Source organism: Haloferax marinisediminis (genome assembly GCF_009674585.1).
GTDB classification, from domain to species: domain Archaea; phylum Halobacteriota; class Halobacteria; order Halobacteriales; family Haloferacaceae; genus Haloferax; species Haloferax marinisediminis.
This window is the reverse complement of the sequence record NZ_WKJP01000001.1, coordinates 2,665,573-2,688,449: the sequence shown is the minus strand read 5'-3', so window position 1 is coordinate 2,688,449 and position 22,877 is coordinate 2,665,573. Positions and strand designations below refer to the sequence as shown.

The window sequence follows — 22,877 nt, the reverse complement described above, 5'->3', positions numbered from 1 at the left end:
ACCCGAAGACGGGCCCAGACGGGCCTATGCCCGACCCCACCCCCGGACCTGACCCTGCGGTCGTCGGCCGCGCACTCGCCGCACTCGCCGACCCCGACGATACTTCTGACCGAGACGCGTTCGAATCCATCATCGCCGACGCGCGCGCTGCGTTTTCCGACGTCTCTACTGCGGCGCAGTTCCTCGACGCAGGTGGAGAGGTGCGACTACGTCGGGCAGTCGGCACGGCAACCCGTGAAGGACACCACTGTGCGCGCGTCGGTCGGTCGCTCCTTCGAGACCTCTCTTGCCTTCGTACGTCACTCGACTCCACTGAATCGACAACGTCGTCCGTGGGCGACCACTTTCACTCCGGTCGCACAACCGTTTTCAGCGGGGGTGGCGAACCTCCTGACAGATGACACGGGTGATACACACCGGCGACACCCACATTGGGTACCAGCAGTACCATTCGCCGGAGCGCCGTCAGGACTTCCTCGACGCCTTCGAACAGGTCGTCGCGGACGCGATTTCGGAGGAGGTGGACGCCGTCGTCCACGCGGGCGACCTCTACCACGACCGCCGCCCCGAACTCCCCGACCTCCTCGGGACCCTCGCCGCGCTCCGCCGCCTCGACGATGCAGAGATTCCGTTCCTCGCTATCGTCGGGAACCACGAGTCGACGCGCGGAGGCCAGTGGCTGGACCTCTTCGAGCGCCTCGGTTTGGCGACTCGGCTCGGGAGCGACCCCTACGTCCTCGGCGACGTGGCCTTCTACGGACTCGACCACGTTCCGCGCTCCCGCCGAGACGACCTCGACTACCACTTCGAACCACACGACACGTCGCACGCGGCCCTCGTCGCACACGGCCTGTTCACTCCCTTCGCACACGCTGATTGGGAGACCGAGACGGTCCTCGACGAGTCGAACGTCGAGTTCGACGCGATGCTCCTCGGCGACAACCACGTCCCCGACCAGGTGGACCTCGACGGCACGTGGGTGACCTACTGTGGGTCGACCGAGCGCGCGAGCGCGAGCGAACGCGACCCGCGCGGATACAACCTCGTCACGTTCGACGCGGGAACCGTGGATATCCGTCGGCGAACCCTCGAAACTCGCTCGTTCGAGTTCATCGACGTCGACCTCTCTGGCGACGAAGGTATCGAACGCGTTCGACAGCGCCTCCGTGAGTTCGACCTCGAAGACGCCGTTGTCATCGTCGACCTGAACGGCGACGGCGAATCGGTGACGCCTGCCGCAGTCGAGTCGTTCGCCGTCGAACAGGGCGCACTCGTCGCCCGAGTCAACGACCGCCGCGACATCGACACCGAGGCAGAACTCTCGGTCGACGTGTCGTTTGCCGACCCGGACGAGGCAGTGCGCGAGAGAGTCCGCGAGATGGGTCTCTCGACCGCCGCACTCGACGTGGACGAGACGGTCCGCGCGAGCAAAGTGGCCGACTCGAACGTCCGCGACAAAGTACGCGAACGCGTCGCCTCGCTCCTCGACGACGACCCCGGTGCGTTCGTCGCCGCTCAGACAGACTCCGACGACAGCGAACCGACTGACACCGAATCGGGACCGTCGACGAAACCGGAGCCGTCGACTGAACCACCGACAGAGTCGGAGTCACCGACCGAACCAGAACCACCGACTGAAACTGACACTGTGACAGAATCGACCACGGCAGCGTCGGAGCAGCCGACCACCGACGAAGCTGCAACCAACGAAGCGGCAACTGACGAACCAGTAACAGACAAAGCGGAAACTGACGAAGCGGCGACCGACGAAGTGACCTCCGAATCCGAGTCAGACCCCGAACCGGCCCGAGACAGTTCGCTGGGTGATTTCGCATGAGGTTCACTCACGTTTCCCTCCGGAACTTCAAGCCGTACGACGACGCCGAACTGGACGTCCGCGACGGCGTCACCGTCATCCACGGCGTCAACGGCAGCGGAAAGTCGTCGCTCCTCGAAGCGTGCTTCTTCGCACTGTACGGGTCGAAAGCGCTCTCCGGAACCCTCGAAGACGTCGTGACGACTGGCGAGGACGACGCCGAAATCGAACTCGAATTCGTCCACGACGGCGGCACGTACCGTATCGAGCGCCGCATCCGCATCTCCGGTGAGCGAGCGACCACCGCGAAGTGTGTCCTCGAAGGGCCAGACGGGACCGTCGAAGGGGCGCGAGACGTCCGGCGACACGTCGCGTCGCTCCTCCGGATGGACGCCGAGGCGTTCGTCAACTGCGCGTACGTCCAGCAGGGCGAGGTCAACAAACTCATCAACGCCTCGCCGGCCCAGCGACAGGACATGATAGACGACCTGCTCCAACTCGGGAAACTCGAAGAGTACCGAGAACGGGCCGGTAACGCCCGTCTGGGTGTCGAAGACGTGCTGACGAGCAAGCGGAGCGTCCTCGAAGATATCGAGTCACAAATCGCGGCCAAAGAAGACGAAGACCTCCACGCGCGACTCAACGCGCTCGAATCCGAACTCGCCGAGGTCGACGAGAAGCTCTCGAACTACGAAGCACAACGCGACAAGGCGAAATCGACGCTCGATGCAGCGCAGTCGACGCTGGACGAACACGCCGAGAAGCGAGAGCGCCTCGTGGAGGTCGAATCGACCATCGAAGACCTCCAGTCGAAGGTCGCGGCGGACGAAGCACAGCGTGACAAACTCACCGAGCAAATCCATGACCTCGACGGGAAACTCGGTGACCTTGACGACGAAATCGAGACCGCACTGACGGAGACAGACCTCGACGACGCCACCGAAGCGTCGATAGACGCCCGTCGGGAGGCACTCGCCGAGCGCGAATCCGAGATTCGCGAGGAGCTATCCGAGTCACGACAGCAGGCTCAGGCCCTCGCCACGCAGGCGGAACGCCTCGAAGAACGTGCCGCGGACCTCGAAGCGCGCGCGAAAGAGAAACGAGATGCTGCCGAGGCAGACGAGACGGCCGCGGACGAAGCGGCAGCTGAACTCGAATCCTTCCGCAAGAAACGGACGACCATCGAGTCGTCGCTCGAAGACATCGATGACCGATTCGCCGATGCGCCCGTCGACCGTGGGTCGGCGGCGGCTCTCCTCGAAGAACGACGGCGTGACCGCTCGGAGGCCCGCGAATCGCTCGCGGAGACCGAGACAGAACTGAAGAACGCACGCGAACGACTGGCCGAGGCCGAGGCGCTCCGCGACGCTGGCAAGTGTCCCGAGTGTGGGCAAGCAGTCGAGGGGTCGCCACACGTCGATGCCATCGGCGACCGTTCTGCCGAAGTCGAGTCACTCGAAAACGAGCGAGACGAACTCGAATCGACGGTCGAAGACCTCGACGCAGCAGTCGAGCGAGCAGAGCGACTCGTGGAAGCCGAGACCCGCGCCGACACGCTCTCCGACCGACTCGAACATCTCGACGAACGCATCGAAGACCGCGAGACGACGGTCGATTCACGCCGCGAGGCAGTTACAGAAAAGCGAGAGGCAGCCGCCGAACTCGTCGAGGAGGCGTCTACGAAACGCGAGGCAGCGACGACGCAGACCGACCGTGCCGAGACTGTCGAATCGACGGTCGAAGACCTCGAAGCGGACCTCGACGCGCTCGAAACCCGCCGTGAGCGACTGGACCGTGTCGAGTCACTCGTCGAGCGACGTGACGACACGGTCGACACACAAGAGCGACTTCGCGAGAAGCGCGAGACGCTCGCCGACGTCAACCGCGAGCGACGAGAACACCTCCAAGACCGGAAAACTCGGCGGAAGGAACTCCGGGAGGCAGTCGACGAAGACGCAGTCGAGTCCGCCAAGAAACGCAAGCAGAACGCCGCGGAGTACCTCGACAAGGTCGAAACCGACGTACTCCCCCAACTGCGAGACCAGCGCGACGACCTGCAGAGTCAGATTGGTGGCGTCCAGTCGGACCTCGAACGGTTGGAAGAACTCCGCGAACGACGCGACAGCCTCGCCGAGCGAGTCGGTGCGCTCGACTCCCTCCACGACGAGGTGTCGACGCTCGAATCGACGTACGGTGACCTCCGAGCGGACCTTCGCCAGCGGAACGTCGAGGTGCTCGAACGGATGCTCAACGAGACGTTCGACCTCGTCTACGCGAACGACGCGTACTCACGTATCCGTCTCGACGGCGAGTACGGCCTCACCGTCTTCCAGAAGGACGGCACGGCGCTCGAACCCGAGCAGTTGTCCGGCGGGGAGCGTGCGCTGTTCAACCTCAGTCTTCGGTGTGCAATCTATCGACTCCTCGCGGAGGGTATCGACGGCGCCGCCCCACTGCCGCCGCTCATCCTCGACGAACCGACCGTCTTCCTCGACGACGGCCACGTCTCACGCTTGGTCGACCTCGTCGAAGACATGCAGACCCGTGGTGTCAAACAGATTCTCATCGTCAGCCACGACAACGAACTCGTCGGAGCGGCAGACGACCTCGTCCGCGTCGAAAAGAACCCGACGACGAACCGCTCGTCTGTCGAGCGAACGGACGCGCCTGACCTCGCGAGCGCCCTCGCCGACGACTGAGCGGTCTGAACGTCTCCGTCCTCACTCACTCGCTCGCAGACGCTCGATTCCCTCTTTTGCGACCGCTGTCGCCTCGTAGCCTCGCTCGCCGTAGACTGTCGTCTCTTCGACGAGGCCGGCGATTCGGAACTCCGTCAAGAGGCCGTGGAGGTCGCTCTCGCAGAGGTCGTACGCGCCCATGAGGTCCACGACAGGAAGGGGGCCGCGGTCGACGAGGTCGACGAGGAGGCCCAGTCCGCGCTCGGTCGGCGTCGCGACGAGGATTCGGCGAACCGACTCTGGGACGGCACGCGCCGCAGTTTCGAGCGGCGATTCCCCGCTGACGTCTTCGAGGTCGTCGTTCGGCAGGTAGCGCTCGTCACCAGTCTTCGGGTCGCGGACGCGGCTGCTGTCGCTGGAGCGTTTGACGAGCAAGTAGGTTCGGCCGTCGGGCCCGCGAACGGTACGCATGGTCGGGCCAAGGCGTCGGCGACTGTTAGCGGTTGCGCTCGTCGTCGGGCGTGTCGCTATCGTCGTCGGTGGACTCGGCTTCCTCGTCGTCGTCGGACGACCAGTCTGTGGCCTTGTACTCTTGATACATCGAGTAGACGCGAACGAGTGCGCCAATACCGAGGGCCGTCACACCCGCGCCAATCAACAACTGGCCACGGAAGTAGACGAGCATCGGGCCAAGTGTGATTCCGGCGACGCCGACGTTGGCGAGGAGGACGCTCGCCCAGAACAGGCGCGACAGTTCGGGGTCGATGTCGGCAGAGAGGTCTGGCGCGTCGTCGCTGAACTCCGATTTCAGGCTTCCGTCGCCTTCCTGACCCGGAACCTTGACGCGAGGAATCTTGGGGAGGTCCCGCTCGGGGTTTCCCCATCTGGACTCTGGGTCGGCCCATCGCTTTACGCGGTCGGTCCCGGAAGCCACGTCGTGAGCAGGCCGCTCTGCGTTCTGCGTGCTCCCGGAAGACGAGTCTGACGTCTCCAACTCGTCCTCGCGTCGCTCGTCGTTCGTCACGCTCGCGTCGAGACGCTGTGCCAAGAAAAAGAGTCCGCTTCAGTCGAATTAGGCGCAGTCGTCGAGGCGCATCGATTGTGTCGCCTCGACCCATGCAAGTGGGTTCATCGCGTCATAGAACACCACGCCACCGTCGATATCGTAGGATTCGATCGTCTCGGCGCCCGTCGGACCAGTCGGTCCGTTGCCGTCGATCGTGCCGTCCCACCGTTCAGGTGCTGCGTGGTCGGTCATATCGTGTGTCACAGAATGTCACACAAGGGTATATGTCTTTCCGTGGAACTGGCTGGTTCTGTCTGAGAGATGGTTCGGGGAAACGCCGGGGTTTTTAGCCGCGCCGCCGAAGCGAGTGGCATGACGCAGACGGGTTTGAGCGACTTCGGGGGACACGACGCCGACGGCGGAGGCGACGAGCGGCCAGACAGTGAGGCCGCCATCGTCGCCGGGAATGCCGCCCAGCACGTCTCCGACGTCATCGACACGGACGAGGTGCGCTTTCCCGACCCAGACGGGACGGTCGAACTGGCCGTCACACAGGTCGACTACACCATCGAGGGGACCGGCCGCGACGAGTATCCCGTTCTCCACGTCTTCGGTCGGACGGCGGACGACGAACCAGCGCACGTTCGCGTCCTCGGGTTCGAACCGTACTTCTACGCGCCGACAGAGAGTCTCGACGACGAGGTACTGGACAAGGACGTCATCACACGCACCGAAGATGGGTACGAGAGTATTCGCGGTGAGGAACTGACGAGAATCCACACGCGAACTCCCCGCGACGTCGGGCAAATCCGCGACGAGTTCGACCACTACGAAGCGGACATCCTCTTTCCGAATCGCCTCCTCATCGACAAGGACATCAAAGACGGCATCCGGGTCCCGAACCGCCGTCTCGACGACGGAACCATTCAGGTTCCCCACCAGGAAGTCGAACCCGCGTCGGTCGACGCGAACCTGCGGGTGAACACCTTCGACATCGAAGTCAACGACAGAAACGGCTTCCCCGAAGACGGTGAAGAACCAATCATCTGTCTCACGTCGCACGACTCCTACCGCGACGAGTACATCGTCTGGCACGCCGTCGCCCCCGACGGCGAGGGCAAACGCCCCAACTCGCTTCCGAACTACGAGTTCCTCCGCGATGGGTCGGCAGTCGAGGTCCGAACGTTCGAGGAGGAAGCGGCGATGCTCGACGCGTTCCTCGCCTACATCGAAGAGACGAACCCCGACGTCCTCACCGGGTGGAACTTCGAGGACTTCGACGCGCCGTACTTCCTCGACCGACTCGACGAACTGAACCCGTCGACCGACTACGACCTCGACGCGGACCGAATGTCGCGTCTCGGCGAAGTGTGGCGGAGCGGATGGGGCGGCCCGGACATCAAAGGCCGCGTCGTCTTCGACCTGCTGTACGCCTACAAACGGACGCAGTTCACGGAACTCGAATCCTATCGATTGGACGCAGTCGGCGAACTCGAACTCGACGTCGGCAAAGAACGCTACTCGGGCGACATCGGTGACCTCTGGGAGCAAGACCCCGAGCGGTTGCTGGAGTACAACCTTCGTGACGTGGAGTTGTGTGTCGAAATCGACCGCAAACAGGACATCGTCGCCTTCTGGGACGAGGTGCGGACGTTCGTCGGGTGCAAACTCGAAGACGCGCCGACACCGGGCGACACCGTCGACATCTACGTCCTCCACAAAGTCCACGGCGAGTTCGCACTGCCGTCGAAGGGCCAACAGGAGTCAGAAGACTACGAAGGCGGTGCTGTCTTCGACCCAATCACGGGTGTCAAAGAGAACGTCACGGTCCTCGACTTGAAGTCGCTGTACCCGATGTGTATGGTGACCATCAACGCGTCGCCGGAGACGAAAGTCGACCCCGACGAGTACGACGGCGAAATGTTCCACGCTCCCAACGGGACGCACTTCCGGCAGGAGCCGGACGGCATGATTCGGGAGATGGTCGACGAGCTGCTCGCCGAGCGTGAAGAGAAGAAGTCGCTCCGAAACGAGCACGAACCCGGTTCGTCCGAATACGAGCAGTTCGACCGCCAGCAGGCCGCAGTGAAGGTCATCATGAACTCGCTGTACGGTGTCCTGGGATGGGACCGGTTCCGTCTGTACGACAAAGAGATGGGTGCTGCAGTGACGGCCACCGGGCGCGAAGTCATCGAGTTCACGGAGCAGGCAGCGAACGAGTTCGGCTACGACGTCGCCTACGGAGACACCGACTCGGTCATGCTCGAACTCGGCCCCGACGTGTCGAAAGAGGAAGCCATCGAGCAGTCGTTCGCAATCGAGGAACACATCAACGCCGCCTACGACGACTTCGCGAAAGAGGCGCTCGGTGCCGACGAACACCGGTTCCAAATCGAGTTCGAGAAACTCTACCGGCGGTTCTTCCAGGCGGGCAAGAAGAAACGCTACGCCGGTCACATCGTCTGGAAAGAGGGCAAAGACGTCGACGACATCGACATCACCGGATTCGAGTACAAGCGCTCTGACATCGCGCAGGTGACCAAAGAGGTCCAGAAGAACGTCATCGACATGATCGTCCACGGTGAGGACACCGAGGTCATCAAAGACTACCTCCACGACATCATCACCGACTTCCAGTCCGGTGACTTGCCGCTCGAAGAAATCGGCATCCCCGGTGGCATCGGGAAGCGTCTGTCGGCGTACGACACGCCGACTGCCCACGTTCGCGGCGCACAGTACGCGAACAGGTTCCTCGGGACTAACTTCGGTCGCGGGTCGAAACCGAAGCGCGTCTACCTCCAGAAGGTCCACCCCTCGTGGTTCCGAGCGATGGAAGACGATGGCTTCGACCCGCAGATGGACGACCTCTACCGCGCGTTCAAGCGCGACCCCGACGTCATCTGTTTCGAGTACGCCGACCAGGTTCCAGACGAGTTCGAAGTCGATTGGGACACGATGCTCGACAAGACGCTCGAAGGCCCAATTTCGCGTATCATCGAGGCGCTCGGGATGTCGTGGGACGAAGTCAAAAGCGGCCAAGAACAGACCGGACTCGGGAGTTTCGTCTAAGCGACACGCTCGTTGGGTGGAAGTAACCATTTGTGGTTACTCCAGCTCCGTTGACGAAGCGATGTTCGGGTGCCCGAAACCCGGACATATGTCACGAACCGTCACGTCTCCTTTGTGGTTTTGAAAACAAATTTTCTTTCTACAAAAGGCACCGGGGGTAAATGCGCAAGCATTATGGGCGATACTCCCCAGGGTTCGAGTACGAGGCAACGAACCAACGATGGCAACTCTCGAGATTACGAACCTCCACGCACGTGTCGCGGAGGAAGACGGTGAGCAGATTCTGCGAGGTGTCGACCTGGAAGTCAAATCCGGCGAGATCCACGCACTGATGGGCCCGAACGGGTCCGGCAAGTCTACGACTTCTAAAATCATTGCCGGCCACCCCGCCTACGAAGTAACCGACGGCGAGATTCTCCTCCACCTGGAGGAAGGCGACTTCGGCGACGTCGAGATTCCGGAAGACGCCCGCACGTGGAACCTTCTGGAACTGGAACCGAACGAGCGCGCCGCGCTCGGTATCTTCCTCGGCTTCCAGTACCCCGCGGAGATTGAGGGCGTCACGATGACGAACTTCCTCCGAACCGCGCTCAACGCGAAGATCGACGAGCGCGACGAACTCCTCTTCGGCGAAGACGAAGACGCAGAAGAAGAGGAAGCCGGCTACGACACCTCCCCGATGGAGGGCAACGTCGACGACGGCGAAGTCGGTGTCGCCGAGTTCCAGAAACTCCTCAAAGAGAAGATGGACCTCCTCGACATGGACGAGAAGTTCATGCAGCGCTACCTCAACGCCGGGTTCTCCGGCGGTGAGAAGAAACAGAACGAGGTGCTCCAGGCCGCCATCCTCGAACCGTCCATCGCAGTGCTCGACGAGATCGACTCCGGTCTCGACATCGACCGCCTGCAGGACGTGTCGAAAGGCATCAACGCGCTCCGCGACGAGCAGGGCACGGGCATCCTTCAGATTACTCACTACCAGCGTATCCTCGAATACGTCGAACCCGACTACGTCCACATCATGCTGGACGGCAAGGTCGTCAAGAGCGGCGACGCGTCCCTCGCGTCCGAACTCGAAGACAAAGGCTACGACTGGGTCCGTGAGGAAGTCTACGAGGCCGCGTAAACCACCCTACACACCATGAGTTCCGACCAAGACCACCTAAAAGAGACAGACACGGAAGCTCGCTTCGAGTTCAAGAAGGAGCAGAAGGCCGCGTTCGCGGCAGAGAAGGGTCTCACCGAAGAGACCATCCGCGTCATCTCGGAAGACAAAGACGAACCCGAATGGATGCTGGAGCGCCGCCTCCGCGCGCTCAAGCAGTACCAGAAGATGCCGATGCCGACCGACTGGCCCGGCCAGCCTGACCTCTCCGAGGTCGACGTGGACGAAATCGTCCCGTACATCCGCCCCGACGTGGAAGTGCGCGGCGGTGTCGACGACTGGCGTGACCTGCCGGACGACATCAAGGACACGTTCGACAAACTGGGTATCCCGGAAGCCGAGAAGAACGCCCTCTCCGGCGTCGGTGCCCAGTACGAGTCCGAAGTCGTCTACCAGAACATGCAGGAACGCTGGGAGGAGAAGGGCGTCGTCTTCATGAACATGGACCAGGCGGTCCAAGAGCACGAAGACATCGTCAAGGAGTACTTCATGACGAAGTGCGTCCCACCGAGCGACAACAAGTTCGCCGCACTCCACGGGGCCATCTGGTCCGGCGGGTCGTTCGTCTACGTCCCCGAGGACACGACAGTCGACATGCCAGTGCAGGCGTACTTCCGCATGAACTCCGAGGGGATGGGCCAGTTCGAACACACGCTCATCGTCGCGGAGAAAGGCTCCGAAGTCCACTACATCGAGGGCTGTTCCGCACCGAAATACTCCGCGTTCAACCTTCACTCCGGCGGCGTCGAAGTGTTCGTCGGCGAGGACGCTCACGTGCAGTACTCGACCGTGCAGAACTGGTCGAAGAACACGTACAACCTCAACACGAAGCGCGCAATCGTCGAGAAGAACGGCCGCATGGAGTGGATTTCCGGCTCCATGGGTTCGAAGGCGACGATGCTCTACCCAGCTTCGATTCTCAAGGGCCGTGGCGCATCCGACAACCACATCACTATCGCCTTCGCGGGCGAAGGCCAGAACATCGACACTGGCGCGAAGGTCTACCACAACGCACCCGAGACGAAGTCGACCATCGAGTCGAAGTCCATCTCCAAAGACGGCGGCCGCACCAACTACCGCGGCCTCGTCCACATCGCAAACGGCGCGAAGAACTCCTCGACCGCCGTCGAGTGTGACGCGCTGATGTTCGACAACGAGTCCACCTCGGACACGATGCCGTACATGGAGATCAACGAGTCCACCGTCGACGTTGCTCACGAGGCAACCGTCGGGAAGATTGGCGACGAGGACATCTTCTACCTCCAGTCGCGCGGACTCGACGACGACGACGCAAAGCAGATGATCGTCTCCGGGTTCATCGAACCCATCACGGAGGAACTGCCCATCGAGTACGCAGTCGAACTCAACCGACTCGTCGAACTCGAGATGGAGGGTAGCCTCGGATAACCAATGAGTGCGCAACTTCCCGCAAACCTGTCTGCAGAGACAGTACGAGAGATTTCGGACGCACGGGACGAGCCCGAGTGGCTGCTCGAGGCCCGACTCGAGGCCCTCGAAGCACTCGACACGCTCGAACTCCCCGACGTCATCCAGACGCCGGGCCGCCGATGGACGAACCTCGAAGCCCTCGACTTCGAGTCGCTCGTCGACCCCCTGAACCAGGCCGACGAGACGACCCGCGAGGCACCAGACGACGTCGTCGTCCTCCCCTTCACGGAGGCGCTCGGCGAGTACGGTGACCTCATCGAGGAGCGCTTCGGCTCCGTCGTCGACCTCGAGACGAACTACCTCACGGCACTGTCGGCCGCGCTGTTCACCACGGGCACGTTCATCTACGTCCCCGAAGGCGTCGACGCCGAAGACGTGAAGATTCGCGCCGAGATGAACTCTCGGTCGCTGTTCAGTCACACGCTCGTCGTGACCGAGAAGTCCTCGTCCGTCACCATCCTCGAAGGCATCGAGTCCGGTGACGCCGAGGTCGACGGAGAGCGATACTTCTCGAACCTCGTCGAAATCGACGCGGGCGAGAACTCGTACGTCCAGTACGGGTCGCTCCAGAACCTCGACGAAGACACCTACACGTACTCGCTCAAGCGAGGCGACGCCGGCACCTACTCGACCATCAACTGGATCGAGGGGAACCTCGGCTCTCGCCTCACCCGCAGCGACGTCGAGACCGAACTCAACGGCGACGCTTCGGAGACGAAGATCGTCGGCGCGTTCTTCGGTCACAACGACCAGCACCTCGACGTCAACGCTCGTGTCTGGCACAAAGCCGAGAACACGACCGCAGACCTCGTGACCCGTGGCGTCCTCGACGACCAGGCACGCTCGGTCTACGAGGGTGTCCAGGACGTCGGCCGCGACGCGTGGAGTACGAACTCCTACCAGCGTGAGAACACGCTGATGCTCTCGGACGAGTCCGAGGCAGACGCGTCGCCGAAGCTCATCATCAACAACCACGACACTGAAGCGTCGCACGCTGCGACGGTCGGCCAGGTAGACAAAGAAGACCTCTTCTACATGGCCTCTCGGTCCATCCCCGAGCAGACGGCGCGCAACATGCTCGTGAAGGGCTTCTTCGTGCCCGTCCTCGAAGAGATCGAAGTCGACGAGTTCCGCGACGACCTCGAAGAACTCATCGCCGCGCGTCTGCAGTAGACGCCTCGACACTTCGTTATTTTTGTATCAACGAATTAGAGGGTTCTCTCTCCAGTGAGAGCGCCAAACTGGTTTACCACTGTATCGCGGTGATATTCTCACAGTCTGGTTAGTCAGGAAAGTGTCTATCTACTAGTATTTTTGCCAGTGGCGGACGTACTCTTTCCAATTGGAGAAGTTCGATGTCCAACACCAACAACGGAGAGGCATTCCGATACGACGCCGAGGTCCGACCCGGTGAGAAACGACACATCATGTACGAGGTCGGAGAGTCCTTCCTCGGAGACCCGATAGAAATTCCGGTAACTATCATCAACGGTACCCGCTCGGGTCCAAAGGTGTTCGTCAGTGCGGCGATGCACGGTGACGAAGTAAACGGTGTGAAGGTCGTCCAAGAAGTTGCAGACCGATACGACCCACAGGAACTCGCTGGAACCATCGTCTGTCTGCACGTCCTCAACGTGCCCGGCTACCGCGCACACATGCGGTATCTCCCCATCTACGACCGCGACCTGAACCGGTCGTTCCCCGGGTCGGAGAACGGAAACGAGGGAAGGCGGATTGCCAAGGTCATCTACGACCGCTTCATCTCTAAGTGCGACATCGGTGTGGACTTCCACACGTCGACGCGGAACAAAGTGACCATCTTCCACACCCGCGCGGACATGAGCGACCCCGCAGTGGCCGAGGTGGCGAACGCCTTCCTCTCGAGTGTCGTTCTGGACGGTGCGGGTGCTGACGGGATGATGCGCCGCGTCGCGTCCGAAAACGGGATTCCCACCATCACGGTCGAGATGGGCGAGGCCCACCGCTACCAACCAGTGTTGGTCGACGTCGCGCTCGAACGGTTGCACAACCTCTTTGCCTACTTCGGCATCATAGACGACGAGTTCGAGTCCGAACCAGTCTACCAACGAATCGTCGGGTCGAAAGAGAAGAAGTGGATTCGGTCGACCGCCGGCGGGTGGATAGATATGGACTGGGGTCCGTACCCAATCGTCGAAGAGGGGAAATCCGTCTGTACCATCTCGGACCACTTCAAACGCGAACAGCACGTCGTCGAAGCGCCCTTTACAGGGCTCGTCGTCGGGATGGCTGCAAGCCCGATAACTGTCCCGGGGCAAATAATCGCCCACGTCGTCTCCATCGACGAGGAAGACCGAAAGGTAATCGAGGAAATCGTCGACGAGCACGGCTACTCCACCATCGGAACCTACCACTGGATGGGCCGCCGCACGACTCCGAAAGAGGAAGTCGAACTGGCCCGGAAAGAGATGTCTGCAGCCGAAGAGGCTGGTGCCGACGACTGAGTTGGAACCCGAAAGGGGAACCGCTTAAGTTCGTTACAGACTCACCTCTGAGTATGACTCAGTTGGTATCGCACGCGAACGGAGGGCTTCACCGGTGAGCGTGGGCTATCAGGTCACCTCGGACCACCAACTCGCCCGGTTGCTCCAAATCGGTATCGTGCTCGAAGAAGTAGTGGAGGCACGCGCGTATCACCACCACGAAGAACTCGACGCAGACGAACTCGACGAAGAGATTCGAGCCTTGCTCTCGCACGCCGCCGAAGAGTCGGCCGAACACCGGGGCAGACTGGAAGGAATCATCGACCGATTAGATGTCGAGAGTGTGCCGTTCGAAGAGATAGAAGCACTCGTCGAAGCGCAGTACGGCCAGACCAAGCCCGAAGACTTCGACGGCGTCCTCTACGACCAGCTCTGTAACGAAGAGACGGCGTACAAGTTCTACGACGACGTTCTCAAGGCCATCGAGGCGAGTGACGCACAGTTCACCATCGACCGCGAGGAACTGGTCGCCACACTCACCGAAATTCGAGAGGAGGAAGCGCAGGGCGTGGAAAAAGTGACGCAGATCATGGAAGAGCGCGAGTGAGACGATGAACACGGCAGACCAATACGTCAAAGCGATTTACCTGCTGCAGGAGATGAAGAACGGTCCGGCGGCCACCGGGGCGCTCGCCGACATGATGGACGTGAGTCCGGCGAGTGCGAACGAGATGATTGGGAAACTCGAATCCCGCGGCCTCGCCGAACACGAGAAGTACAAAGGCGTCACGCTGACTGACGAGGGGATTATCCGCGCTCGTGATGCGCTCCAGACGTACTGCATCATCGAGCGATTCCTCTCGAACGTCCTCGACGTCGAAGAGTTCCGCGCCGAGGCACGCGAACTCGAACCCGTCATCGATGGTATGATCGCCGACCGACTCGACACGATTATCGACCGGAACTCGGAGTGTCCCGACTGTTTCGACCCTGAGACCGATGCGTGCCGGTATCTCGACGTGTGTGGTGCAGAGACGGAAACAGAGACAGAAGCCGCAGACTGAGGACGAAAACACGACACACCTTCGGGTTTCAGAATCCGACGGTGGACTGATTCTAGAGAAATTAGATGCGGTTGTCTCGGGAGCAGTTCCCGAGGTGGTTCGTCCGGCTAGTCACGCGGTTCGTCGAGTCTGTCGAGATCGCTGCCGATGCCGCGGGCGAGGGCCAAGAGGAAGTTCATCCCACGTTGGACCTCCGGGTCACGGAGTTGACGGACCATACCGATGGTTCCAGTCCGCTTCGGCGGTTCGCTACCCGCCTCACCCATGCCTCGCATCAGCGTCTGGAGGGCACGGACGGTATCGGGGTCGCTGGCGGTGTCGACTACCTCACCCAGCGAACTGCCGGTCTTGGCGAGTTTCATCACCATCTCGTCGTCCATCGCGGACGTGAGGAGCGTTGCGGCGTCTGCGACCTGCGCGAGTTCGTCGAGGGTTCCCGTCTGCTCAAGTCGGACGAGCGTCTTGAGGGCTCCTTCGAGGTCCTCGGCGTTCTCGCCGACCGAAGCCGCCAGTGAGGCAGTCTCACGGGTGGCGAGACCGTCTGCCGACTCCAAGAGGAGCGAGGAAGTCCCGGACAGACGGACGACCATCTCGTCGTCCAGCGCGGACGTTGCCAGTTGGGTCGTGTCGAAGAGTTCGTTCAGGAGCCCGAGTCGCTCGACGAACGCGACGACTTCGTCGGGATGCTCGGCGATGGCTGCTTCGAGAGCCTCGCGTGCTTCGGTGGTCGTCTCCGATTCGGCGGCTGTCTCTTCGTCTGTCGCGGTCGTCTCCGATTCGGTCGCTGTCTCTTCGTCTGTCGCGGTCGTCTCTTCGCGCTCTTTCTCTGTCGTCTCGGTGGTTGAATCACTCATCGTCTCACCTCAGATGAGCCCTCTGGCGGTGAGCCAGTAGGACTCGTTGTACGCGAGTTTGCTCCAGTGGAGCAGTTGCGATGGTTCGCGGACCACCGGTTCGTCGCCGTAGGAGAACTCGACGAAGGTCGCTTCGTCCATCCCGCTCTCGATGAAGCAGATGGTCTTGCCGTCGAAGGTCTCCGTTGGGACGAGGCCACGGACGCGACTCGCGAGGCGGTCGGCGACCGTCCCTGCCGCGTAGTGTGCGACACTGCCCGCTTTCGAGGTTGGCAGTTCGGCCACGTCGCCGATTGCGTACACGTCGTCGGCGTTCTTCGCTTCGAGCGTGTTCTTGTCGACTTCGACCCAGCCATCGTCGCCGAGGCCAGCGTCGGTCACGAGGTCACTCCCCGTGTGTGGCGGGATGGCGACGAGGAGGTCGTAGTCGAGTTCGGTGCCTTCCATCGTCGTGATGACCTTCGCGTCGGGGTCGACTTCTTCGGCGTTGAAGAACGTCTCCAAGTTGATGTCGCGTTCTTCGAAGAGTTCGGTCGCCCACTCGGCAATCGACTTGATGCCGTGTGCCCGCATGATGGGGTACGTGTAGGTTATCTCGACCTGGTCGCGGAGGCCGCGCTCGCGGAACCACGCGTCGGCCATCAGCACGAACTCGACGGGTGCTGCCGGACACATGTGTGGGACGCCGATGACAGAGAGGACGATGTGTCCCTCGGTGAACCCTGCGAGAGCGTCACGGAGTTTCTCGGCCCCGTTCGGTCCGTAGAAGTGGTGTCCGCCCTCTTTGAGGCCGGGCACTTCGTCCGGCGCGAGGTTGGCACCCATCGCGAGCACGAGGTGGTCGTAGTCGAGTCCACCGTCGTCCTTCGCCAGCGTCAGGTGTTTGTTTTCGGTGTCGATTCCGGTGACGCGGTCGACGACGAGGGTCGCGTGCCGGAGGTCGACGAGGTCGGCGAGCGGGCGGCGTGCCTCGTGCATCGTCTTCTTTCCGAAGGCGACGTAGAGGAACGCCGGTTTGTACGTCTGTTCTGGCGTGTCGTTGACCAACGTCACTTCGACGTCGCCAGCTTCGATTTCGGTGGCGAGTTCGTCGGTGAGCCGGTTGGTGAGTACGGTCCCACCCGTGCCGCCACCGACGATTACGATTCGTTCTGTCATACTGTGTTTGGATAATGTTGGGTAGTTCGGCCGTGTGGCCGGGCAACGCGGGCGTTACTTCGTGGTCTCGATGAAGACGGACCAGTAGCCCTCGTCTTCGTGCTCGACGACGTCGAGGGTTTCGTGGCCGGCCTTGGCGACCCACTCGGGGACGTCGTGGCTGGACGAACTGTCGGTCGTCTTGAGTTCGATGACGGTGCCAGCGTCGAGTTTCTTCACTTTGCCGATGAGGTCCATCAGGGGACCTGGGCACGTTGCACCGCGGGAGTCGACGGTTACGTCGGGTTGGAATGATTTGCTCATTGTCGTGTATTGTGTTGTTGTGGGGTGGTTAGATGGCGTTCAGATGGGGAAATTCGTCCAACACTGATGTGCTCAGACGAAGATTACCTGCTTGTCTTCAGCGTGGGTCAGGAAGCCCGAGACACCGAGGACGTCGTCGAAGACTTCGTGGTAGTCGTCGAGGGTCTTGCCGAGCATGTCCATGGAGAGTTCACAGGCGTAGACGTTGAGCGGGCCGAGCTCTTTCGCCTGTGCGATGTTCTCGTAGAACATCGCCATGTTCGCGTCCTCGTTTTCCATCATCGCGCGGCCGACTTCGCCGACTTCGTAGTCCATCGACGCGATGCGCTCTTTATCGAACGCTTCAAGACCGCCCATGGTTGCGAAGATGTCTACAGGGACTTCAGATGCAGCAGCGACTGCTGCGATGTTGCCAACGGCCTGTAGGCGTTCGAGACGTGCGGATTCGAGTACAATTGCGTATCCAGTCATAGGTGATTCACAGATGAGTGTAGGGCGCGTGAGGGGATAATATTGCATAGACATTCCAAGATTGTGGGAAAGTGTCTACGAATTAAGATACCTTCGAGGAGAGCGGGCTCGGCGACCCGTCAGCACCGACTCCGTCAGCCGAATCTGTGAGCGGGGGACTGCGATGCGAAAAGTAAGGTTATTGTGTCGGCGTCGCGCTACCTCCATATGCGAAGTCCCGTGGTGTTGAGCAGCCTCGAAGAGGTTGCGAGGTACATGGGACGAGTGGACGAAGTCCCATGGTGTAGTGGCCAATCATAGCGGCCTTTGGAGCCGTTGACGGCGGTTCGAATCCGCCTGGGACTACTAATTCTGTGGCGAACCGAACGGTGAGCCACGAATTCGTAACGGAAGGCGATTCGAGCCCAGACGACGAGAGGATTCGAGTCGTCGCGGTTCGAATCCGCCTGGGACTGTTTTACGAACGACAGTGAGTAACTAGTCACAACTAGATTCGACGCAGGGAGCGAACACAGTGAGCGACCGAGGTTCGAATCCGCCCGATGCAACCATTTCTGCGGCGAATCTGAACGAGTGAGTCTCGGACGTTCAGCGACCACCCCGGCCTAATTTGACAGTCCTCCTGCAATTCCAGAGGGGTAGTCACACATCCACTCGTGCTAGAAATTCGCATAACTGAGCACGAATGCAGACCTATCGGTACCGAACGGTCGACTCTGACGTTTGCCGACCACATCCGACCGGTGTTCGAGATGTGGAACACCCAGCAGGGTGGACGCCACACCGTCACACCCCGAGCGATTTTTATCGCCCCACAATGACAGACGAGTAAGGTGTCGCTCCGCCACCCTCGCTCCGCGATTCGCCACATCGGCTTCCTGCTCCACTACGCACTCGTCCGTGCCAACTACAAGGGGAGAGTCTTCGCGACCAAAAAGAGGGTCGGGCAAGCGTCGTTCCGAAGTTACGAACTGTACAACCGCCACGGCGGCGACGTCCTCCTGGAAGCCCTCTTGTTGTATCTCCGCGATGGCGACGTCGTCGTCGACGTGGGTGCGAACACGGGAACCTACACCCTCGCGGCGGCGGCGAAAGCCCCGGAAGCCGAAGTCATCGCCGTCGAACCGAACACACAGGTCGCCGCGCAGTTGCGGGCGAACGTCGAAATCAACGGCTTCGGCGACCGCGTCGGCGTCCTCGAATACGGACTGGGTGCGACGGACGAGACGAGTCAGTTCCACGTGTCGAGTTACGACGAATTAGGTTCGTTCTCACCTGCGCACGCGAGCGCGTGGGAAGCACGAGTCGTCGACACCGAAGCGGTCCCGATGCGCCGACTCGACTCACTCGTCGAGGAGGGTACGGTCCCACCGCCGGACCATCTAAAAATCGACGTCGAAGGGTACGGATTGAACGTGCTTCAGGGTGCAACGTCCGTTCTCGACGAGTACCGACCGACGGTCTATTTCGAAGTCCACGAGGCACGCGGTGGCCACGACGAATCGGCGGCGAAAGAACTGCTGCAACGGCTCGGGTACGATCTCGTCCCAGTGAAAGATGGCTGGGTCTGCGAGCCCACGGACTGACAAACGATATTAGCCGAGGTAGAAAGCGTCCGTTCCGTGGTCGTCGCGCCACGCGAAGGCGAAGAGACGGCGTGCTGGCACTCGCTGGAGTGAGCGACCGTCTGCTGCTGTTCCTGTTGCACCGTTCCAGTCGGTCCCATCTGCGTGGAACGTTCGTCTATCACCGACTGGGTCGAACTCCAGCGCCGGATTCGAGAAGGCGTGGATACCCGCGTCGGTAGCGAAGACGACGACCGACTCCTCACCGACGTCGAGGGTGACGACACCCCCAGCATCGTCGACCACTGTGAGGGGGACGCCTACCGATTCGCCGTCGAATTCGAGGCCGAGGACGACAGATTTCGGTTCGATACCGTCGAGTGCGCCGTCCCAATCGCGGCCGCCGGTCCCGCGGTGTGCACCGAGGCCGAACCCGTCCATCTCGAAGTACTGTTCGTAGGGTTCGAGGTCGTAGTCGATTGGTTCCGGGTCGTCACCGTCGCCTGCTGCCTCACTCGCGCCACCGGGTGGTCTCATGACGAGTCCGTCGGGCGTTGCGTCGGAGAACGCGTGCCACGTCGTCATGGCCGCAGGGAGGACCGACAGCGAGTTCCCTTCGAGTTCGCCCGCGATGCACTCTCCGAGTGACTGCTTCCACTCTGATTCGGTCTCGCGGTCGTACATCACGAGGTCGTCGTCTGCGAGTTTGCCCGACACGCCGAATTCGAGGGCCTGCCCGTCGACTCGCCGGTCGTAGACGACGGCACTCCCACAGAGGGGACACCACGTGACGGCCACGGGGACGCCAGCGACGCTGTCGTTGACGATTTCGTGGTAGTGGAGATACCGAATCGGGTACGCCCGCGTCTCGTCACCGACGGTGAGCGAGATGACTTCGTCGTCGTCGGGACCGTCGTACGTGTCCGTGAACGACGGGTCGTCGACGCTCGGAATCGCATCTCTCGGAATGACCTGACGGACGTTCATTCGAGTACGAAGTCGATGCGTTCGTGTGAAGAACCCTGTGTCGTTCGCCCCGTGAGCACCACCGTTCCGATTTCACCCGTCGATGCGACGTGTGTCCCTGCACACGCAGTTCTATCGAACGGGTCGTCTTCGTCGCCGATTTCGACGATTCGGACCTCCCGAATCGAGTCTGGAAGGAGATGGAGTCGGGTTCGCTCGGGGTCGAGTGTCGCTTCTGCCTCGTCTCTATCGAGGGTGTACCACCGAACCGACTGGTCGGATGCGACGAGTTCGTTCAATCGAGATTCGATGGTCTGGAGGTCGTCGTCGTCGAATCGGTCGTACGCGCAGTCGAGGTGCGCGTGGTCGGCGTAGAGTTGGTTCCCGGTCGTCTCCGCGTCGAATTCGGTGAGAAGGACTGCAGAGAGGAGGTGCTGGGCGGTGTGATAGCGCATGTGCGCACGGCGTCGGTCGGCGTCGATTCGTCCCGTCACCGTCGTCCCCGGTTCTGGGGCCTCGTCGTCGACGACGTGTTCGATTTGGTCGCGTTTCACGACGTCTGTGACGGCCCACTCGGCGTCGGCAGTCGAGAGCGACCCAGTATCGTTCGGTTGTCCCCCACCGGCTGGGTAGAAGTACGTCTGGTCGAGGACGACCCGGTCGGTGCCGCGGACTGCTTCGACTGTCGCCTCGAACGTGAGGCAGGTGGCGTCGTCGAGGTAGCGCGCTTCGGTCATGTGGTGTGCGAGGTGGGGTGTGAATTTAGCTGTGGTCCTCGCGTGATGCGCCTCACTAGGGGATGCCATTCACTGTCAATGGCCGCCGCCAGACGTGCCGAGTTCGGGGGACACCGGCGTTTCGGTGACTTTGGGTGTCGTAACGCCTAAGAGTGGAACGGTCCTCATTCTGTGTAATGAGAATACGTAATCGCCAACTCCCACAGGGGTGGTACTGTGGGCGTTGAAATCAAGGAGGGTTCGGTCTCTGACGCGGAGTTCGAGGACATGAAGCGATTCGTCTCGGACTATCTCTCCGCGAGCGTCGAGAACGAAGACGACGGTGGTCGGATGCGCTGGTACCCGTGGCACTCCGCGGAGTACCGCTTCAACCACATTCTCAACGTCGTCTCGCTCGCGACCGACATCGCCGAACGGGAAGGTGCGGACGTGGACGTGGTTCGCGTTGCCTCGCTCTTCCACGACATCTCCAAACTCGAAGCAGAACAGGAGATTCACGCCGAAGAGGGCGCTCGCGTCGCTCGTGAGTTCCTCAAGACGCACGGAGACTACCCCGAGTCGTTCATCGAACAGGTGTGTCAGGTCGTCGCCGACCACTCGTATCAAGGCACTCTCACAGACGTCTCGATGGAGACCCAGTGTCTCATCGAAGCGGACATCCTCGACAAGATTGGTGCGAACGGTACCTCGTTGATGCTCCTGCGGATGGGCTACGAGGCGCGGACACACATGGACGCTGCGGAGATGGTCGAACGCGTCTTCGAACGTGGCCGTGACGCCTCTCGGCGACTCGAATCGGACAGGGCACAGAGCCTCGCCCACCAGCGCCTCAAGCGCGTCAAGTGGTTCCGTGAGTGGTTAGAAGACGAGGTTCCAGAGATGGAACACGGCGAACTTCGACAGTAACTGCCTCGTTCGCCAACAACTGCATCGGTGGCATCTCGCCGTCGACAACTGTCTTTCCTGTTCGAGAGCGACGCCACACGCGCTCGAAGCGCGTTCCTCGACTGTCTCAGAGCGTGTCGAGAATCGAGAGGACGCGTTCTTCGGCGTCCCGGCCCGGGTCGTGTTCGGAGCCATCTCGGTCGCTTTCGCGGTGAGATTCGACTGACCGTCGCATCGCCTCGTCGACGGGAGTCGACTCCCAACCGAGGCGAGCGAGTTTCTCCGTCGAGAGGACGTGTGGGTAGTCGCGGTAGAGGATGAAGTCGTCCGGACTGAGGCCAGAGGCGGCGAGTTCGCGTTCGCCTGCGTGGACGACTTCCACGTCGGTTCCCACGGCATCGGCGATGACGTCGACCATCTCTTCGAGCGTCACGAGTCTGCGGTCACCGACGTTGTACGCCTCGCCCGCCTCGCCTTCTTCGGCGACGACGCGCATCGCGCTGGCCACGTCTTCGACGTAGGCGCGGTGCCAGATGTTCGTCCCGTCGCCGGGGACGACGATGCGGTCGTAGTTCAGCACGCGGTCTATCCAGTAGTCGAGTCGCTCGGTGTAGTCGTGGGGGCCGTAGACGATGCACGGGCGGACGGACATCGCGTTGATGCCGCGAGATGCCGCTTCGAAGACGACGCGGTCACCTTCGGCCTTTCGCGGGCCGTAGCTGTCGTGTGAGTCGTCGGTTGCCTGCTCGTCGGTGCACTCGCAGAGGGTGGTGACGCCCTCGCGCTTCGGAACCTCTTCGACACCGTAGGCTGCCCCGCTGGAGATGTAGACGTAGGCGTCCACGTCGGCGAAGATGTCCACTGCGGTCGCGACTTCCCCCGGTTTGTACGCCACGCAGTCGAAGACTGCGTCGGGTTCGACGGTCAGTTTCGCCGTGCGAAGCGCTTCGTCGTCGGTTCGGTCGCCCTGGATGTGTTGAACGCGCGGGTCGTCGCTGAAGGGGTTGTCGTGGTTCCCGCGGTTGAAGATGGTCACGTCGTAGTCGTTGTCAAGGAGGTCCGAGACGAGGTGGCGGCCGATGAAACGGGTGCCGCCGATGACGAGCGCGTTGTCCATGTCTCGGTCGAAGGGGTGCGCGGTGAAAAACGTGTGAGAACCGGCGTCGGTGGCCGGTGGGTACTGGCGGTCGAACTCGTCACCACGGCAGGGCCACAAAAATGAGTCGCAG

General features: G+C 61.6%; 22 protein-coding genes and 1 tRNA gene. 13 read left to right on the top strand and 10 right to left on the bottom strand.

Annotation, left to right across the window (positions count from 1 at the left end):
- The first annotated feature begins 26 nt into the window (after positions 1–26).
- From GJR98_RS13910 to rad50, 3 genes are read left to right on the top strand one after another with little or no spacing between them, the layout of a single operon-like run.
- Positions 27–401, top strand: coding sequence for a hypothetical protein (locus GJR98_RS13910; protein WP_151139242.1), 375 nt, complete (start codon positions 27–29; stop codon positions 399–401).
- Positions 398–1,837, top strand: a complete 1,440-nt coding sequence (gene mre11, locus GJR98_RS13905; protein ID WP_151139241.1) for a DNA double-strand break repair protein Mre11 — start codon at positions 398–400, stop codon at positions 1,835–1,837. The genes GJR98_RS13910 and mre11 overlap by 4 nt, the downstream gene beginning before the upstream one ends.
- Positions 1,834–4,515: a DNA double-strand break repair ATPase Rad50 gene (rad50, locus tag GJR98_RS13900; protein WP_151139240.1), complete on the top strand. Its 2,682-nt coding sequence runs from the start codon at positions 1,834–1,836 to the stop codon at positions 4,513–4,515. The genes mre11 and rad50 overlap by 4 nt, the downstream gene beginning before the upstream one ends.
- Positions 4,516–4,536: 21 nt before the next feature.
- On the opposite strand, the gene GJR98_RS13895 is transcribed toward rad50, so the two are convergent.
- The 3 genes from GJR98_RS13895 to GJR98_RS13885 are packed head-to-tail and all read right to left on the bottom strand — an operon-like array spanning position 4,537 to position 5,752.
- On the bottom strand, positions 4,537–4,965 hold the full coding sequence (locus GJR98_RS13895) for a DUF7346 family protein (RefSeq protein ID WP_151139239.1): 429 nt from the start codon (positions 4,963–4,965) through the stop codon (positions 4,537–4,539).
- A 25-nt stretch (positions 4,966–4,990) separates the two neighbouring features.
- Positions 4,991–5,518, bottom strand: a complete 528-nt coding sequence (locus tag GJR98_RS13890) for a DUF7322 domain-containing protein (protein ID WP_151139238.1) — start codon at positions 5,516–5,518, stop codon at positions 4,991–4,993.
- A gap of 48 nt (positions 5,519–5,566) precedes the next feature.
- Positions 5,567–5,752 (bottom strand): DUF7331 family protein, encoded by a 186-nt coding sequence (locus GJR98_RS13885; protein ID WP_151139237.1) that lies wholly within the window; start codon positions 5,750–5,752, stop codon positions 5,567–5,569.
- Between the two features lie 120 nt (positions 5,753–5,872).
- Between GJR98_RS13885 and GJR98_RS13880 the strand changes: the two genes are divergently transcribed.
- The 7 genes from GJR98_RS13880 (at position 5,873) to GJR98_RS13850 (ending at position 14,709) form a co-directional block, all read left to right on the top strand.
- The gene (locus GJR98_RS13880; protein ID WP_151139236.1) at positions 5,873–8,569 is read left to right on the top strand and encodes a DNA-directed DNA polymerase; all 2,697 of its coding nucleotides are present in this window, start codon (positions 5,873–5,875) and stop codon (positions 8,567–8,569) included.
- 220 nt (positions 8,570–8,789) lie between these two features.
- On the top strand, positions 8,790–9,695 hold the full coding sequence (locus GJR98_RS13875; RefSeq protein WP_151139235.1) for an ABC transporter ATP-binding protein: 906 nt from the start codon (positions 8,790–8,792) through the stop codon (positions 9,693–9,695).
- A gap of 15 nt (positions 9,696–9,710) precedes the next feature.
- Positions 9,711–11,141, top strand: a complete 1,431-nt coding sequence (gene sufB / locus GJR98_RS13870) for a Fe-S cluster assembly protein SufB (protein WP_151139234.1) — start codon at positions 9,711–9,713, stop codon at positions 11,139–11,141.
- Positions 11,142–11,144: 3 nt separating this feature from the next.
- Positions 11,145–12,356 carry a Fe-S cluster assembly protein SufD gene (gene sufD, locus GJR98_RS13865; protein ID WP_151139233.1) on the top strand — a complete coding sequence of 404 codons (1,212 nt, stop codon included), beginning with the start codon at positions 11,145–11,147 and terminating at the stop codon, positions 12,354–12,356.
- 182 nt (positions 12,357–12,538) lie between these two features.
- Entirely contained in the window at positions 12,539–13,666 is a 1,128-nt protein-coding gene (locus GJR98_RS13860) for a succinylglutamate desuccinylase/aspartoacylase family protein (protein ID WP_151139232.1), read from the top strand.
- 94 nt (positions 13,667–13,760) lie between these two features.
- Positions 13,761–14,252, top strand: coding sequence for a ferritin-like domain-containing protein (locus GJR98_RS13855; RefSeq protein ID WP_151139231.1), 492 nt, complete (start codon positions 13,761–13,763; stop codon positions 14,250–14,252).
- Positions 14,253–14,256: 4 nt separating this feature from the next.
- Entirely contained in the window at positions 14,257–14,709 is a 453-nt protein-coding gene (locus GJR98_RS13850; protein WP_151139230.1) for a metal-dependent transcriptional regulator, read from the top strand.
- A 107-nt stretch (positions 14,710–14,816) separates the two neighbouring features.
- Here GJR98_RS13850 and GJR98_RS13845 read toward each other — a convergent pair whose 3' ends face one another.
- The 4 genes from GJR98_RS13845 to GJR98_RS13830 form a co-directional block, all read right to left on the bottom strand.
- Positions 14,817–15,563 (bottom strand): DUF1641 domain-containing protein, encoded by a 747-nt coding sequence (locus tag GJR98_RS13845; protein ID WP_151139229.1) that lies wholly within the window; start codon positions 15,561–15,563, stop codon positions 14,817–14,819.
- A gap of 9 nt (positions 15,564–15,572) precedes the next feature.
- Positions 15,573–16,721, bottom strand: a complete 1,149-nt coding sequence (locus tag GJR98_RS13840; protein ID WP_151139228.1) for an NAD(P)/FAD-dependent oxidoreductase — start codon at positions 16,719–16,721, stop codon at positions 15,573–15,575.
- Positions 16,722–16,775: 54 nt separating this feature from the next.
- Positions 16,776–17,024: a sulfurtransferase TusA family protein gene (locus tag GJR98_RS13835; protein ID WP_151139227.1), complete on the bottom strand. Its 249-nt coding sequence runs from the start codon at positions 17,022–17,024 to the stop codon at positions 16,776–16,778.
- A 72-nt stretch (positions 17,025–17,096) separates the two neighbouring features.
- Entirely contained in the window at positions 17,097–17,495 is a 399-nt protein-coding gene (locus GJR98_RS13830) for a hypothetical protein (RefSeq protein ID WP_151139226.1), read from the bottom strand.
- Between the two features lie 272 nt (positions 17,496–17,767).
- On the opposite strand from GJR98_RS13830, the gene GJR98_RS13825 reads away from it, so the two are divergent.
- A tRNA-Gln gene (locus GJR98_RS13825) sits at positions 17,768–17,840 on the top strand.
- 488 nt (positions 17,841–18,328) lie between these two features.
- Positions 18,329–19,081, top strand: coding sequence for an FkbM family methyltransferase (locus GJR98_RS13820; RefSeq protein WP_151139225.1), 753 nt, complete (start codon positions 18,329–18,331; stop codon positions 19,079–19,081).
- 9 nt (positions 19,082–19,090) lie between these two features.
- On the opposite strand, the gene GJR98_RS13815 is transcribed toward GJR98_RS13820, so the two are convergent.
- Positions 19,091–20,047: a DUF3179 domain-containing protein gene (locus GJR98_RS13815; RefSeq protein ID WP_151139224.1), complete on the bottom strand. Its 957-nt coding sequence runs from the start codon at positions 20,045–20,047 to the stop codon at positions 19,091–19,093.
- Positions 20,044–20,763: an alanyl-tRNA editing protein gene (locus GJR98_RS13810; RefSeq protein ID WP_151139223.1), complete on the bottom strand. Its 720-nt coding sequence runs from the start codon at positions 20,761–20,763 to the stop codon at positions 20,044–20,046. The genes GJR98_RS13815 and GJR98_RS13810 overlap by 4 nt, the downstream gene beginning before the upstream one ends.
- 216 nt (positions 20,764–20,979) lie before the next feature.
- Here GJR98_RS13810 and GJR98_RS13805 point away from each other — a divergent pair, with 216 nt between their 5' ends.
- Positions 20,980–21,669, top strand: coding sequence for an HD domain-containing protein (locus tag GJR98_RS13805; protein ID WP_151139222.1), 690 nt, complete (start codon positions 20,980–20,982; stop codon positions 21,667–21,669).
- Between the two features lie 106 nt (positions 21,670–21,775).
- Here GJR98_RS13805 and GJR98_RS13800 read toward each other — a convergent pair whose 3' ends face one another.
- Positions 21,776–22,765 carry an NAD-dependent epimerase/dehydratase family protein gene (locus tag GJR98_RS13800; protein WP_151139221.1) on the bottom strand — a complete coding sequence of 330 codons (990 nt, stop codon included), beginning with the start codon at positions 22,763–22,765 and terminating at the stop codon, positions 21,776–21,778.
- Between the last annotated feature and the right edge of the window lie 112 nt (positions 22,766–22,877).